This is a genomic window from Fibrella aestuarina BUZ 2, assembly GCF_000331105.1.
Taxonomy (GTDB): domain Bacteria; phylum Bacteroidota; class Bacteroidia; order Cytophagales; family Spirosomataceae; genus Fibrella; species Fibrella aestuarina.
This window is the reverse complement of the sequence record NC_020054.1, coordinates 542,933-557,700: the sequence shown is the minus strand read 5'-3', so window position 1 is coordinate 557,700 and position 14,768 is coordinate 542,933. Positions and strand designations below refer to the sequence as shown.

At 56.3% G+C, this 14,768-nt stretch carries 13 protein-coding genes; 7 read left to right on the top strand and 6 right to left on the bottom strand.

Features of this window, described 5'->3' with window-relative positions:
• Positions 1-69 precede the first annotated feature (69 nt).
• The 3 genes from FAES_RS02135 to pfkA all read left to right on the top strand — a co-directional run bounded on the left by FAES_RS02135 (position 70) and on the right by pfkA (position 5,587).
• The gene (locus FAES_RS02135; RefSeq protein WP_051054011.1) at positions 70-2,688 is read left to right on the top strand and encodes a S8 family peptidase; all 2,619 of its coding nucleotides are present in this window, start codon (positions 70-72) and stop codon (positions 2,686-2,688) included.
• 182 nt (positions 2,689-2,870) lie between these two features.
• Complete coding sequence (locus FAES_RS02130) at positions 2,871-4,382, top strand: choice-of-anchor I family protein (protein WP_015329542.1); 1,512 nt, start codon at positions 2,871-2,873, stop codon at positions 4,380-4,382.
• 230 nt (positions 4,383-4,612) lie between these two features.
• Positions 4,613-5,587: a 6-phosphofructokinase gene (gene pfkA / locus FAES_RS02125; protein ID WP_015329541.1), complete on the top strand. Its 975-nt coding sequence runs from the start codon at positions 4,613-4,615 to the stop codon at positions 5,585-5,587.
• Positions 5,588-5,614: 27 nt separating this feature from the next.
• Here the strand turns inward: pfkA and FAES_RS02120 are convergent, their stop codons facing one another.
• From FAES_RS02120 to FAES_RS02110, 3 genes are read right to left on the bottom strand one after another with little or no spacing between them, the layout of a single operon-like run.
• Positions 5,615-6,547, bottom strand: a complete 933-nt coding sequence (locus FAES_RS02120) for a bifunctional metallophosphatase/5'-nucleotidase (RefSeq protein ID WP_015329540.1) — start codon at positions 6,545-6,547, stop codon at positions 5,615-5,617.
• Positions 6,525-7,262 (bottom strand): 5'-nucleotidase C-terminal domain-containing protein, encoded by a 738-nt coding sequence (locus FAES_RS02115; protein ID WP_041257389.1) that lies wholly within the window; start codon positions 7,260-7,262, stop codon positions 6,525-6,527. Before FAES_RS02115 ends, FAES_RS02120 begins: the two co-directional genes overlap by 23 nt.
• Before the next feature lie 59 nt (positions 7,263-7,321).
• Positions 7,322-7,762, bottom strand: coding sequence for a response regulator (locus tag FAES_RS02110; protein ID WP_041257387.1), 441 nt, complete (start codon positions 7,760-7,762; stop codon positions 7,322-7,324).
• Between the two features lie 280 nt (positions 7,763-8,042).
• On the opposite strand from FAES_RS02110, the gene FAES_RS02105 reads away from it, so the two are divergent.
• On the top strand, positions 8,043-9,323 hold the full coding sequence (locus FAES_RS02105) for a sensor histidine kinase (RefSeq protein WP_015329538.1): 1,281 nt from the start codon (positions 8,043-8,045) through the stop codon (positions 9,321-9,323).
• Between the two features lie 149 nt (positions 9,324-9,472).
• On the opposite strand, the gene FAES_RS28825 is transcribed toward FAES_RS02105, so the two are convergent.
• Complete coding sequence (locus FAES_RS28825; protein WP_015329537.1) at positions 9,473-10,045, bottom strand: hypothetical protein; 573 nt, start codon at positions 10,043-10,045, stop codon at positions 9,473-9,475.
• 334 nt (positions 10,046-10,379) lie between these two features.
• Here FAES_RS28825 and FAES_RS02095 point away from each other — a divergent pair, with 334 nt between their 5' ends.
• Complete coding sequence (locus FAES_RS02095; RefSeq protein ID WP_015329536.1) at positions 10,380-11,540, top strand: aminotransferase class I/II-fold pyridoxal phosphate-dependent enzyme; 1,161 nt, start codon at positions 10,380-10,382, stop codon at positions 11,538-11,540.
• A 60-nt stretch (positions 11,541-11,600) separates the two neighbouring features.
• Complete coding sequence (locus tag FAES_RS02090; protein WP_015329535.1) at positions 11,601-12,116, top strand: DUF2480 family protein; 516 nt, start codon at positions 11,601-11,603, stop codon at positions 12,114-12,116.
• A gap of 94 nt (positions 12,117-12,210) precedes the next feature.
• Here the strand turns inward: FAES_RS02090 and FAES_RS02085 are convergent, their stop codons facing one another.
• Positions 12,211-12,471: a PspC domain-containing protein gene (locus FAES_RS02085; RefSeq protein WP_015329534.1), complete on the bottom strand. Its 261-nt coding sequence runs from the start codon at positions 12,469-12,471 to the stop codon at positions 12,211-12,213.
• A gap of 180 nt (positions 12,472-12,651) precedes the next feature.
• On the opposite strand from FAES_RS02085, the gene FAES_RS02080 reads away from it, so the two are divergent.
• The gene (locus FAES_RS02080) at positions 12,652-12,849 is read left to right on the top strand and encodes a cold-shock protein (RefSeq protein WP_015329533.1); all 198 of its coding nucleotides are present in this window, start codon (positions 12,652-12,654) and stop codon (positions 12,847-12,849) included.
• A gap of 87 nt (positions 12,850-12,936) precedes the next feature.
• Here FAES_RS02080 and lysS read toward each other — a convergent pair whose 3' ends face one another.
• Complete coding sequence (gene lysS, locus FAES_RS02075) at positions 12,937-14,724, bottom strand: lysine--tRNA ligase (RefSeq protein WP_015329532.1); 1,788 nt, start codon at positions 14,722-14,724, stop codon at positions 12,937-12,939.
• Between the last annotated feature and the right edge of the window lie 44 nt (positions 14,725-14,768).

Below are 14,768 nucleotides of genomic sequence, written 5' to 3'. Positions count from 1 at the left end.
AGTTGAATGGAGATAACCGGGCGTCGGAGCGGGGCCATTGGGTGTTGGGCCAAAACGGCTCACTGGTCAATGGCTCTTGTCCGGCGCCTGTTGGTGTTTAGCGGCGTCATGGGCACATCGGCCTGGGCTCAACCGGCTTTACCGCGTCCAATCAGGCTTCACAATGTCGAAGCGGCCACCGGCACACGTACCCAGCCGCTGTATGGCCGAAACGCCACGGGGCTGTCGCTGAGCGGTCAGAGCGCTTTTGTGTCGGGAAAACTAGGCTTGTGGGATGGCGGCGGCGTGCTGACGACTCACCGTGAGCTGACCGGACGGGTGCAGATGCGCAACACCGCCAGCCAGTTGAACGACCACGCGACGCACCTTGCCGGTACGTTGGTGGCGTCCGGTATCGACCCCAAAGCGCGGGGTATGGCCTATAACGCCAACCTTCAGGTGTGGGATTACACCAACGACCTAACCGAACTGACCACCGCCGCGCCAAATCTGTTACTTTCTGTACATGCCTACGGCCCGCTGTCGGGCTGGGTGCTGAACCTGGACCGGCCCGGCACCGACCCAAACCAGAAATGGGAGTGGTGGGGAAATGACGCCGTCAGTAACAGCGAAGATTACCTCTTTGGCTACTACAATACCACCGCCCAACGAATTGACCACATCGCTTACCAGAACCCGACATACCTGATGGTGCGGTCGGCCGATAACAAGCGGTCGGAGACGGGGCCACCCGCCAACACGCCCTATTACCTCAATAACACCAATCAGCAGAGTCGCCTGCCCCGCAATCGCAATGATGCCTACGACGTAATTCCGGGGGAAGCAACGGCCAAAAACGTGCTGACCATCGGTGCCGCCGACGTAACGCTCGACGATGACAACCGGTTGATTCACTTGGCGTCGTCGCCCTACAGTGGCTGGGGCCCCACCGACGACGGACGAATCAAACCCGACCTGTTGGGCATCGGAACGGATGTGTATTCAACGGTATCGACCAATACATCGGCCTATGGCCTGAGCACAGGTACGTCGATGGCGGCGGCCAACGTGACGGGTTCATTGCTGTTGTTGCAAGAACTCGTTGCCCGCCAGACTAACGGGCGCTTTTTGCTGGCAGCGACAGTGCGAGGGTTGGCCATCCATACCGCCGACCGCCTGGCGCCTGCCAATGGTCCCGACTACCGGCAGGGGTGGGGCCTACTGAATACCGAAGCTGCAGCGGCCGTTATTCAGAATGCCAATCAGGCGCACCAGATCACCGAGCAGCGCCTGGTGCAGGGGCAAAGCTGGACCACAACGGCGGTAGCGCAGGGGGGCGAGCCGCTTACGATCACCCTCTGCTGGACCGACCCCGAAGGCAGCGTGACGACGCTAACCCCGCAGGCCCTCAACCGCCGTACGCCCAAGCTCATCAATGACCTCGACGTGCGCGTAACCCTGGGCAACCAAACGGTGCTGCCCTTCGTGCTGAACCCAGACCGCCCCGCCGATGTGGCCACCCGTGGCGATAACGTCCGCGACAACGTCGAGCAGGTCTATATCCCCAACCCCGTTGCTGGGCAAACCTACACGATTCGGGTTAGTCACAAAAACACGTTGCAGAACGGCGTACAGCCCTTTTCGCTGCTTGTGAGTGGGCGCAAGCACAGCCCGTGCACGTTGCCACAACGGCCCCTGCTCACCCCGGCCGACACGCTTATCTGCGCGGGAGCTACCTTCAGCCTGCAAGCCGACGATCTGCCCGGCTTGCGCTATGAATGGCTGCGCGATAACCAGCCCATCGCTCAAGCTACGACGTCCGTCTGTGCCGTGTCAACAGCCGGGCTGTACAACGTGCGCTTTACCGACCGGAATGGCTGCGTAGGCCTGAGTGCACCCGTCAGGGTGTCGGTGGCGGCTCCAACCGTGCAGCTTACGCCCGCCCAAACGGTCTACCTCTGCCCCGAACAGGCACCGGCCCAACTAGTGGCCACTGTCGAAACGGGTAAAGGCATAACCGTCAACTGGCTACGAAATGGGCAACTGATTGCCAACGCCACGAGTCAGACGCTGACGGTTAGTCAGGCGGGGCAGTACCGGGCTCAACTCACGCAACAGGGGTGCCGCACCTTTTCGCAGGAAGTGACGGCCCGCCCGGCTACGCTGGATCAGGTACGTATCCTGCCCGCCGACAATACCATTCTGATACCCGGTGGCGCCACCGTTCGCTTGCAGGGACCCACGGGCGATCAGTTTCGGTATGCCTGGTACAAAGGCAGCCAACCTCTGTCCAATGCAAACAGGCAGTGGCTGTTGGTCGATGAGCCAGGTACGTATCGGCTGAAAGTGTCGCAGCAGCAGTGCAGCGGCTGGTCCGACGAGAAGCCCGTGCGGTGGTCGTCGTGGGCGGGCGTCACGTCCCTGCCCGATTCGCTGCTGTCGTTCGATCAGGCCGACAGCGTGCTGGTGGCGTACCCGAACCCGGCCGTTCAGACGCTCTATATCCGATACGTCCGGCCGGGCGCCTCGCAGGTTACCGTCGGGATCGTCGATCTATGGGGGCGTCAAGTGAGTTCCTCGCAGGAGATGCGTCATCGGCAGGGCCTTTTCTGGCTCGACCTGCCCATTTACGACCTGATGAAAGGACAGTACCTGCTTCGCTTCACCGATGGCGATCGGGTGAAAGCCCTGCGCTTTATGCGCGAATGAAAAGCCGGTCATTGATCTGCTCGTAACACAGAGTCGGCCATTGTTATATTTCTGTTAACATTGTCTGTAACTAATTGATGGACAGTGTGTTAAAGGGGTGTAGTGTTATGAAATAATGAAGGGGTCGGACGCTGTTAACGGGGTTTTAATCTTTGCGGATTCACTTAACAGCGTTCGCTTCCATGACTCAACTCCGTTACCTACTTGGCTTTACCCTGGCCGTAGGCCTTCTCGTTGCCTGCGACCACCGCACCGATCTGGACCCGATTGAAAACGCAGGTACGTTCCGCGAAATCGCCTCGGTCGATCTGGGCGGAACGGCGGCTTCCGAAATATCGGCCTACGATACCCTGACCCGCCGCATTTTCACGGTCAACAACGAAACCGCCGCCACGCCGAAGGTGGAAGTGCTCGAACTGACCGCCGCCTACACGATCAACAAACTCACGCCCATCAACGTCTCGGCGCTGGGAGGTGTGGCCAACAGCGTCGCCGTCAGCCGCGGCCGGTTAGCTATCGCGCTGGAAGCCGCTGACAAACAGGCCAACGGCAGCGTCGTAATCGTTGACACGCGCACACTGGCGATTCTGCGGACCATTCCGGTTGGCGCTATGCCCGACATGGTCACGTTTAGCCCCGATGGCCGCTACATTGTCACGGCCGACGAGGGTGAGCCCAATGCCGCTTACACCGTCGACCCGGTAGGCTCGATTTCGATCATCGATACGCAGGCCGATTATAGCGTGCAGACATTGACGTTCGAGGGCTTCGAGTCGCAACGCGCCACGCTGCTGGCGGGCGGTTTCCGGTTGTTTGGCCCAAAGGCCAGTCTGGCGCAGGATGTGGAGCCTGAATACGTGGCGATTTCGCCCGATTCGCGCCGGGCGTGGGTAACGCTTCAGGAAAATAATGCCATCGCTGAGGTGGATCTGGTTGGCGGCAGTATCCTGAAAATCTGGCCGTTGGGTACCAAAGACATCAACGTACCCAGCAACGCCATCGACCCCAGCGACCGCGACAGCAAAATCGCGTTCTCTAACTGGCCGATCCGATCGTTTTACCTGCCCGACGCCATTGCGCCCTTCACGGTAAACGGTACCAATTACGTGATCACCGCCGACGAAGGTGACACCCGCGACTACGCCGGTTATAGCGAAGAGGCCCGCATCAGCACGTTGACCCTCGACCCCACGGCCTTCCCGACGGGCAGCGTGTTGAAACAACTCACCAATCTGGGTCGGCTGATCGTAACGAAGAGCCTGGGCGACACCGATAACGACGGCGATTATGACGCGCTGTATGCCATTGGAGGCCGTGGCTTCAGCATTTTTAATACGGCTACGGGTCAGCGTGTTTATTTCTCCGGGAAAAGCCTCGAAGAGCGTGTTGTAGCGGCCAATCTCTACGACGACACGCGCTCCGACGACAAAGGCGTTGAGGCTGAGGGCGTAACAGTGGGCATGATCAACGGGCAACCCGTAGCTTTTGTCGGGCTGGAACGAGCCGACGCGGTTGCCATCTACAGCCTTGCCGACCCCACGAACCCGCAGTTTCTGCAAGTATTACCCACCGGCGATGCACCCGAAGGCGTGCTGTTTGTGCCGGCAAGCCAAAGCCCTACCAAACGTAGCTTGTTGATAGTCAGCAGTGAAGGCGATGGCACGGTAAAAGTGTACCAGCCCGATAAGCCGTAAATTCAGTCTTTTTTGGTAGAAAGCCGCATCGACCTGGTGCGGCTTTTTCATAGCTAAGGCCCAAAAGCCACGATTTGCCTATTTCACAGAAAAACAGCGGAAATGCTCGTTAATTAAAAGCGTAGTGGCGGCAAATCTGAAAATGAGGGTAATTTTGCGTGGTTTTTGAAAACGCTGCTCGTCCACCTGAGCAGCGGATAGTTGTTGTAGTGACGAAACCTTGAGACCTAATGAAACGTATTGCTGTGTTTACCTCTGGGGGAGACGCACCGGGCATGAACGCCTGCATTCGGGCAGTTGTGCGCGGAGCCGTTTACCACGATATTGAAGTGTTCGGTATCCGCCGGGGGTATAACGGGATGATCAATGGCGACATCTTTCAGATGACCTCTCACTCGGTGAGCAACATCGTGCAGCGGGGTGGTACCATCCTGAAATCGGCCCGCAGCAAGGAGTTCATGACCCCCGAAGGGCGGCAGCGCGCCCACGAACAATTGCAGAAGTTCGGCATTGAAGGTCTTGTCGCTATTGGCGGTAATGGTACGTTCACCGGTGCTACGCTCTTCTTCGACGAGTTCGGTATCCCGACGGTTGGTGCACCCGGCACCATTGATAACGACCTCTACGGTACTGACTATACCATTGGCTTCGACACGGCGGTGAACACGGCCCTGGAAGCCATCGATAAAATTCGTGATACTGCCGACTCCCACGACCGGATCTTCCTGATCGAGGTGATGGGCCGCGACTCGGGCTATATCGCTATCCAATCGGGGATTGCGGGTGGTGCTGAGCTGGTGATGGTGCCCGAAGTGCTGACGCCCATCTCCGAAGTCGTGAAAACGCTTCAGGCGGGTTTTAACCGCAGTAAATCGTCGTCGATTGTAGTTGTGGCTGAAGGCGAAGAGGAGGGAAGTGCCGCCGAAGTAGCCGAGAAAATCAGCAAGCTGATTGAAGGCGAACTGGACATGCGCGTGACCACCCTGGGCCACATTCAGCGCGGCGGTATTCCAACGGCCTACGACCGCATTCTGGCAAGCCGGTTGGGGCTGGGTGCGCTGGAAGGCCTACTCAATGGCGAGAAGAACGTAATGGCGGGTGTAATCAACAACGAACTAGTCTACACGCCGTTCCGCGACACCATCCGGTTGCCCAAACCGATCAATGAAGACCTGCTCAGGATGGTGAAAATCCTGAGCGTTTAGTCGTCATCAGCGTACTGTATAGTCGTTTTACACGGAAACGGCTTTGCCGTTGGCCGAGGGGGCTTTGCCACGCTCAAACGTCAGGTCGATTCGGCCGAGATTGATACCCCCAAACCCAACCTGATTCACCAGAATGGGTTTGCCGTTGGCGTTGGGTACCGTTACGGGCGCATCCAGGAAGGTGTGGGTGTGCCCGCCGATGATGAGATCGATATCCCGGCTTTTAGCCGCGAGCACCTGATCCGAAACGGTCGAGTCGTTGTATTTATAGCCCAGGTGCGACAGGCAGATTACGTAATCGCAGTGCTCGTCGGTGCGTAGTTTCCGGGCTACGTCGGTGCTGGTCTCGATGGGGTCGAGGTAAACCGTTTCTTTGTACAGCGTTTCCGGGATGAGGCCTTTGGGTTGAATGCCCAGCCCAAATACGCCCACACGCACCCCGTCTCTTTTGAAGATCTTGTAGGGCTGGGTACGTTCGGCCATCACCGTATTCCTGAAATCGTAATTGGCGATCAGGATCGGGAAGGTGGCTTTGGCAAACTGATCCCGCATGTTGTCGATACCCGCGTCGAAATCGTGGTTGCCGATGGTGCCCGCGTCGTATCCGAGTCGGTTCATTGCCAGGATCTCCGGCTCGCCTTTGTAGAGGTTGAAATAGGGCGTTCCCTGAAAGATGTCGCCTGCGTCGAAGAGCAGCACATGGCGCGACGACCCCGCCGCCTGTTCGGCCCTGATCTGCTGAATCAGGGTCATCCGGCGGGCAATACCACCCCGGCCGGCGTTGCGGCTGCCATCCATCGGAAACGGATCGAGGCGGCTGTGCTGATCATTGGTGTGCAAAATAGTCAACACGGTGGGTTTGGGGGCCGCCAGTAACGCCGAGGGCATGGCCGTGCCAACAACCGCTGCCACACCAACGTGCTTCAGAAACTGGCGTCTAGTCGAGCGTAATGCGTCCATCGATTTGGGGAGTTAATGGGTTGCCTGCTTTGCCCTGCTGCCGGAAGTAGTCGATCAGGGCATCGCGGATGAGGTAATTGACGTTGTCGCGCTGGGTAATAGTTTTCAGGAAATCGGCATCGCCCCCGCCATTGGCGATGTAATCGCTCATGGCGACGGTGTAGGTCTGATCGGGAACGATGGAGCGGCCGTTGGTCAGCGTAGCCGTACGGATGGCTTTGTTCTGGATACTCACCCGGGCGCCACCAATGACCAGTGCATCGTCGTGCGACGCGAAGTGATTCAGAAAACGCATCAGATCGGTGCCGCTGAGCGTTAACACCACCAACTGGTTGTCAAACGGCATTACCTCGAAGATGTTACCGGTCGTCACGGCTCCGCTGGGGAGTCCACTCCGGATGCCGCCGTAATTGAGGTGCGACACGTCGATGGGTTTGCCGTACCGTTGCGCGGCCTGCACCAGGAGCGCGTCGGCGAGCAGATCATCCAGCGCCGACTCGGGCGCCCGTTTCTCCAGGCGTTCGGTCAGCGTGAGCAGGGGCTCGTTCATGCTACGGTCGAGTCCCTGTTTGTAGGGCGCCAGCCAGCTTGTGGTGCTGCTGTCGGCCCGAACGGCGGCGTCGACCGTCAGCCGGTTGCTTTGCTGCCCCGCCACGTGGTAGGCCGTCTGGCAGGCGCTCAGCAGGAGGGAGGCAACTAGAAAAAGCTTCTTCATAAGCGTGAACAACGGGTTCGGTAGATGGGGAGACAGCGCATGGCTGCCAAACCGGTTGCTTATTGATTGGGTAACGTAACGGTTTCCCACCAGTACCGACGAATGATCTCGAAGTAACCCAGCCATTCGGCGTCGCCAATGGGTTTGGAGATAAAGGACGTTGCCCCCAACTGATACGCCTGCGCAATGTCGTCTTCCTCATGCGATACGCTCAGAACCACCACGGGTGGCCGCATCGAGGCCGGAATCTGTTTTACTTCCCGCAAAAATTGCCAGCCATTCTCGGCCTGGGGTAGGTACAAATCAAGCAGTACAAGTCGAGGGGTGGCCAAATCATTTTGAACGCACTGAGTAAGGTAAGCCATCGCCTGATCGGCTGAATCGGTAAATACAGGGGTGGTGTTGGCGAGACTGCGCTGTATCACATAGCGGAGAAGTACCTGATGATCAGGGTTATCTTCAACAACTAATAACGTTTGATTGCGGGATGATTTGGTCACGGTACAAAACGCGGTTTGTTAAGAAGGTACAGGTGCGTCGGTCAGACTAACGAAACAAATACCTGTTATGGCAAATATAACGATGAAATCAGGTAAGAGTGCCCGGCTACTCTACCTCCAGTTCCGTGCAGTAACAACTTGGTAAATGCTCCCTTTACACATGAAATACTTTTAATGATTGAGACCGTTAAGTATTTTCGCTTGCTACTAACCTAGAAAGGGATTGCAGCAACATTTAGTAAACCACCATAGCTTTGTCGATACAAACTTTCGCTACACGATGATACAAAGACCGATTTCAACAGACGCTCAGTTAAGTCAGTTGGCTACGTTTCTGTTCAGCCGCCGCGAAGCAATCCTAACGAACTGGCATACGACCTGCGCCAGCGATTCCAATCTGAAAGTAGTTGCGGGCCTTACTCGTGAAGAGTTTACGGATCAAATTCCGGTCATGCTGACGGTGCTTGATAAGCGCTTACGAAACGAACAGGATAGCGTGTTACCCTACCAGGTTGCCCGCGAGCATGGGCTGCACCGATGGCACAAAGGCTATGCGCTGCACGAATTGCTTAACGAACTGGCGCACCTGCACCAAAGCCTGCTTAGCGAGTTGGGTACGTTCTGGCACCATCAGCCCAATATCGACCACGACGTATTGCTCATCGCGCATCAGCGCATTGGCGCGCTAATCCACGAAGCCATTGGGGGCAGCATTGCCCAATACGATGAGTTTCAGAAAGCGGAGGCTACCGAACGGGCGCTGAATCTGCAACGGGCCCTCGATAACGTAAATGAGCTGGGTCGGAAACGCAGTGCCATGTTGCGCATTGCCTCACACGATCTTCGTAGTAGCTTCAGCGTGATTCAGGGGGCGGCTTCGTTGCTCGATATGCCTGACAATACGGAACAGGAGCGCTCGGAGATGTTGCAGATTCTGAACCGCAACTTCCCGAGGTTGGCCTCTATGCTGACCGAACTGATGGATCTGGCCCGGCTGGAAGCAGGCCGGGAAAATATCAACGTCAAACCGTTCGACGTGGCCGAAACCATGCGCGGCTTGATTGAGTCGGCTCAGCCGCTGGCGCAGGAACGCAATCTGTTTCTGAAAGGCGACGGCCCGGCACACTTGCCTGTTATGGGTGATGCCACAAAAGTGTATCGTATTGCCCAGAATCTGCTGACCAACGCGCTTAAGAACACGCAGGAAGGGCAGGTATCGGTATCTTGGTCAAACGAAAACCAGTTTCGCTGGATGCTGAGTGTGCAGGATACAGGGCCCGGGTTGTCGTCGGGAGCTACCATGTGGCTGTCTGACCAACTGCGGCCTACGGTCGATTCGGTTGCGCTTTTCAACGAAAATACGCCGGAAAAAACACAGCCAACCCCCGCCCCTTCGGCCGATGAAGTGGTTACGGAGGGTATCCGGTCGGGAGGCGAAGGAATTGGTCTGTATATCGTAAAACGGCTTTGCGAACTGCTCAACGCGAGTCTGGACGTCGAAACCCGCCTGGGGGCTGGAACCCTGATTCGGGTACGTTTCCCCATTCACCCGACAGCCTGAGTGCTCGGGTCTGTGCACGCGGGCGCCTATACGTCCTGTGCTACTAGCTTCGAAATGGCGGCTGGCGCGGAATGACCATCTCGATACGAAAACAAAAAGGCTCAGAGGCTTATAAACCCCTGAGCCTTTTCTATGAAGCACTGGGCAGACTAGTACGTCGTCGAGTTCGGACGAGTCGTTGTCGTGGTGCTGTTCGTGCGCGAATTACGCGTCCGTGTATTCGACCGATTCGTTGAGCCGTTGTTGCTGTTCGAATCCATCTGGTCCATCGTTGTGCGATCTGTTGAGCGGGTGCCGGTAGTGTTCGTGTTGCCACTCTGCATGGTCCGGCCTGATTGGGTCGAATAAGAACCCGTTGTGCCGCTCTGCGACGTACCTGTGCTGCTGCCACCTACCGGGTTTTGGCTGGTCGACTGCTGGGTATTGTAATTACCCGTGTTTGTGCTCTGATTCTGCGGGTACGTGCCTACGCCGTTACCAGTTGTGGTACCGGGTTGAGTCTGATACGTACCTGTAGTGGTGCCTGTGTTCGTCGGGTTGTTGTACGTACCCGTCGACTGGGTAGGCTGCCCGTTGCTATACGTACCTGTTTGGCCTGTACCCGTGGTGCCTACTGGCGTATTAGGGGTGGTAGGGCTCGTAGGTGTTGTCGTTGGCGTCGTCTGTGCGTTGGCAACTACACCGGCAAGCAGCATAGCAACCAAAATCATTCCCTTTTTCATAACGTTAAGTTGTTTTGTCTATAGTCTTTGTCGTTTGACATCGTTATAACCCTCAGTCCCACGCGGTTGTTAGGGGATTTCGTATAAATGAGTGAAATTTTAATGTCAGCCTATAGATTTAGTATGATATATGATCGGGTCGGTAAGCCACGCTGAAGGGCACTATAAAGTATTGGCTAAATTGTTTTGGCTATAGGCTAAGTAAATAGGGGATAAAGGCCTGTATATATGCACATTAAGGCTACTTATCCACATTTTGTCTGTGGATAACTGTGTTTGGGGTAATTCACTGATACAAAATGCCACCGAAGCTGTATCTGTTATTTTTGTGGCTATGAATGTGGGGACATCAACCACCGAGTGGCTGGCGGCGCGGCTGGAGCAGGAGCTTACGCGTCGGCAGCAGAGCGGCTTGCTTCGCCGACTCGCCCTAGCCAATACCATTGATTTTACGTCGAACGACTACCTTGGCCTGGCCCGGTCGCCGGCTTTGGCACAACATATTCAGCAGCAAACCATCGGGGCAGAGCGCAACGGTGCTACTGGCTCGCGGCTCCTGGCTGGTAACAGCGAACTGGCCGAATCGGTAGAGCACTATCTGGCGCATGTTTATCGGGCCGAGTCGGCGCTGGTGTTCAACTCTGGCTACAACGCCAACGTGGGGCTGCTGGCCTGCCTGCCACAGCGCGGCGATACCCTGCTGACGGATGAATTAATTCACGCTAGCCTGATCGACGGCGCGCGCCTCAGCTACGCCACCCGCCAACGCTTCGCCCACAACGACTTGGCCGATCTGGAACAAAAGCTGCAACAGGCGAGCGGCCGGGTATTTGTCGTGGTCGAGTCGGTGTACTCGATGGATGGCGACGAAGCCCCGCTGCGGGCATTAGCCGATCTGTGCGACCAATACGGAGCGGCGTTGCTGGTGGATGAAGCGCATGCGTCGGGCGTGTATGGGCTGAACGAAGCCGACGGAACGGCGCCGGGATTGGTGGTTGCTTATGGGTTGCAGGATCGGGTCTTTGCGCGCATCCATACGTTTGGGAAAGCGCTGGGTGTGCACGGGGCCGTTGTGGTCGGGCCAACGCTCCTGCGCGACTACCTCATCAATACGGCGCGTTCCTTTATTTATACAACCGCGTTACCGCCCCATGCGCTATTGGCCATCCGTTGCGCTCACGAAGTGCTGGCTCAGGACACTAGCCCCATTCATCGGCTGCACGAACTGATTGCTTGTTTCCAGAAAACGGCAGCGCAGTTAGCGCCGAGCTTGCCATGGCTCGAAAGTACCTCACCGATTCAGGGGCTTATCGTACCCGGTAACGAAGCCGTGCGGGCGGTGGCCGGGCGGGCGCAGGCGGCAGGCTATGATGTACGCCCCATCGTAAGCCCCACTGTGCCGCCGGGGCAGGAGCGGCTACGGCTTTGTCTGCACAGCTTCAATACAGAAGACGAAATCCGGGGCCTGCTAGACACTATTCGCAGTGCTGCCTAAGGGGTGGTAACAGCGGGGTGATTAACCAAACTCAAAGTAGCGCTGTAGCGTTGCTGAGGTATGGAAACGGCACCCATTGTTAACCGCGTGGCCAATAGCGGCCTGATTACCCTCGATCTGGAAGAGTACTATCATCCCGGCGAACGGCTTGTCTATGACTTGAAAGACAATCTGTTTATGGGCATGATCTTAAAGGAAAAAGACTTCCGGGCGTTTCTGAAAGAACACGACTGGAGCCAATATGCCGGTAAGAACGTGGCCATTACCTGCACCGAAGACGCCATTATCCCGACCTGGGCCTATATGCTGCTGACGTTACAGCTTCAGCCCTACGCCAACACGGTCGTTTATGGCTCCCTACAGGATCTGGACGAGAAACTGTACTTCGACGCCATCGCCCACATCGACCCGGCCGATTATCAGGACAAAAAGGTAGTCGTAAAAGGCTGTAGCAAAGTTCCCGTTCCAACGGCGGCCTACGTCGAACTCACGCGCCGGTTAGCTCCCGTCGTGCAGAGTCTGTTATTTGGTGAGCCCTGCAGCACGGTTCCCCTCTTTAAGCGAAAGAGTAGTTAATGTATAGTGTATAATGCACGATGTATAATGGGGCTGGCGCGGTAGTATGCCTGCGCGCCAGCCCCATTATACATCGTGCATTATACACTATACATTAAAGGTCCCAGATAGTTGGGTTAGCTCGGCGGCGGAGGTGCGTGCGGAGTTCGAGCCAGAAGGCGGCAATCAGATAGAGAATAACGGGCGAGCCCAGCGTGAGGCACGACGTGTAGATAAAGTATAGCCGAATACTATTGGCCGGAATGTTCATCCGCTGGCCTAAGTGGGCACAGACACCGAATGCCTGTTGCTCGACAAAGAACCGAAGCCTGTTAAGTACCTGATCCATACGTTTGTTGATATTGCTGGCAAACATAACGTTTGCGGTTGCAGTTTGTTCGTCTATTTCTACCAGTAACTCAAAAAACTTAGCTGACCCGTTGTTTTTTCGGGCCGCTACTTCTCCACATTTTAAACTTATTTTTTTATTTGCGCAAGGTCATTCGTCATGACTGCGCTAAATTTTATTAACTGACTATCAATTCGTACCAGTGCTATGCAAACAGGTGTAGTGAAATTCTTTAATGAAAGTAAAGGATTTGGGTTCATTGTAGACGACGCAACGGGCAAAGACATTTTCGTCCATATTACCGGCCTGAACGGGATTGCCATCAAAGAAAAAGACCGGGTCGAATACGAAATCGTTGAAGGTAAAAAAGGCCTCAACGCGACCAACGTACGGAAAGCCAACTAAGTTTTGAGTTTGGTATTTGACGTTAGCTGACGTCCGATTACGCTGGCACGTCAGCCAACGTCAAATACCAAACTTGACACCTTAAACTCATTTATGCCCCGTCCAGCCGTGTACGTCGGCGATGCTTGGCATGGGTACGTCGGTCATTTTTAGTTTCTTCCGCACGCCGCCGAGGTCGTTGAAAAGTTTGTTGGGACTGGCGGCGTGTAGCTGCGCGATGGTCAGGTAACCCAGTTTTTGTAGCGCCGGCACCCACGCTTCGGGTACGCCCGCTGCCACAAAGTCGGCTTCGGTGGCGCCTTCTTCCTTTTTCTCCGGGCGCATCTGCGGAAAGAACAGCACTTCCTGAATGCTCGGCTGATTAGTCATGATCATCGTGAGCCGGTCGATGCCGAGGCCTACGCCGGCCGTGGGTGGCATGCCGTATTCGAGCGCCCGCAAAAAGTCTTCGTCCATCGCCATCGCTTCGTCGTCGCCGCGTTTGGCCAGCTCAAGCTGCTCTTCGAAACGTGCCCGTTGGTCGAGCGGGTCGTTTAGCTCCGAATAAGCGTTGGCAATCTCTTTGCCGTTGCAGATCGCTTCGAAACGCTCCACTAAACCCGGCTTGCTACGGTGCTTTTTAGTCAGCGGCGACATCTCGACGGGGTAATCGGTGATGAACGTCGGCTGAATCAGGTTCGGCTCGCAGGCTTCGCCAAACAGTTCGTCGATCAGCTTCGATTTGCCCATCGACGAATCCGTTTTGATGCCCCGGCTTTCGGCCGTTTGCCGCAGTTCGTCTTCGCCCATGTTCGACACGTCGACGCCGGTGTATTCCTGAATAGCCTCAAACATGGTAAGGCGTTTCCAGGGGCGTTTGAAGTCGATCACATTGTCGCCGACGGTCACTTTGGTGGTACCGGCCACGTCGAGCGCTACTTTTTCCACCATTTCTTCGATGGTGTCCATCATCCAGTTATAGTCTTTGTAGGCGACGTAGAACTCAACCTGCGTGAACTCGGGGTTGTGCGTCCGGTCCATGCCTTCGTTGCGGAAGTCTTTGGCAAATTCGAACACGCCGTCATACCCGCCCACGATCAACCGCTTCAGGTACAGCTCGTTGGCAATACGCAGGTAGAGCGTCATGTCGAGCGTGTTGTGGTGCGTTTTAAACGGCCGCGCCGTGGCACCCCCGTGGATTGGCTGCAAAATAGGTGTTTCCACTTCCAGGTAGCCCTTACCCGTCAGGTAGTGACGGATTGAGTTGACCAGCTTGCTCCGCTTGATGAACACCTCACGTACCTGCGGATTCACGATCAGGTCAACGTACCGCTGCCGGTAGCGCAGTTCGGGATCGGTAAAAGCGTCGTAGGTTTCTTTTTCGCCGGTCTGTTCGTTCACCACCTCTTTCACCACCGGCAGCGGCCGCAGCGATTTGGTCAGTACCTTGAACGACCGTACGTAGAGCGACAGTTCGCCGGTCTGCGTGGTGAAGATGTTGCCTTCCACCCCGACGATATCGCCGATATCGAGCAGTTTTTTGAAAACGGTGTTGTAGAGCGTCTTATCGTCGCCGGGGCACAGGTCGTCGCGGCGGAAATACAGCTGCATCCGGCCGCTGCTATCCTGCATTTCGGCAAACGACGCGCTACCCATGATGCGGAAGCCCATCAGGCGGCCCGCCAGACGTACCTGACCCCAGGCAGGGTCGCCCGCCAGATCGAGGTGGGCTTCATACCCGCCCTGCGTGTCCTGGCCGGCCTTGTCGGCGAAGGCGTCGCGGAGTTGAGCGATGGTGTGGGTAACGTCGAAGAGTTCGGCGGGGTAGGGGTCGATGCCCAGCCGCATGAGTTCTTCGCGTTTCTGTCGTCTATTTACTTCTTGTTCACTAAGCATCGGAGACTGAGGTTTTTACGGGAAATGGCTACGGCCGTAAAAAT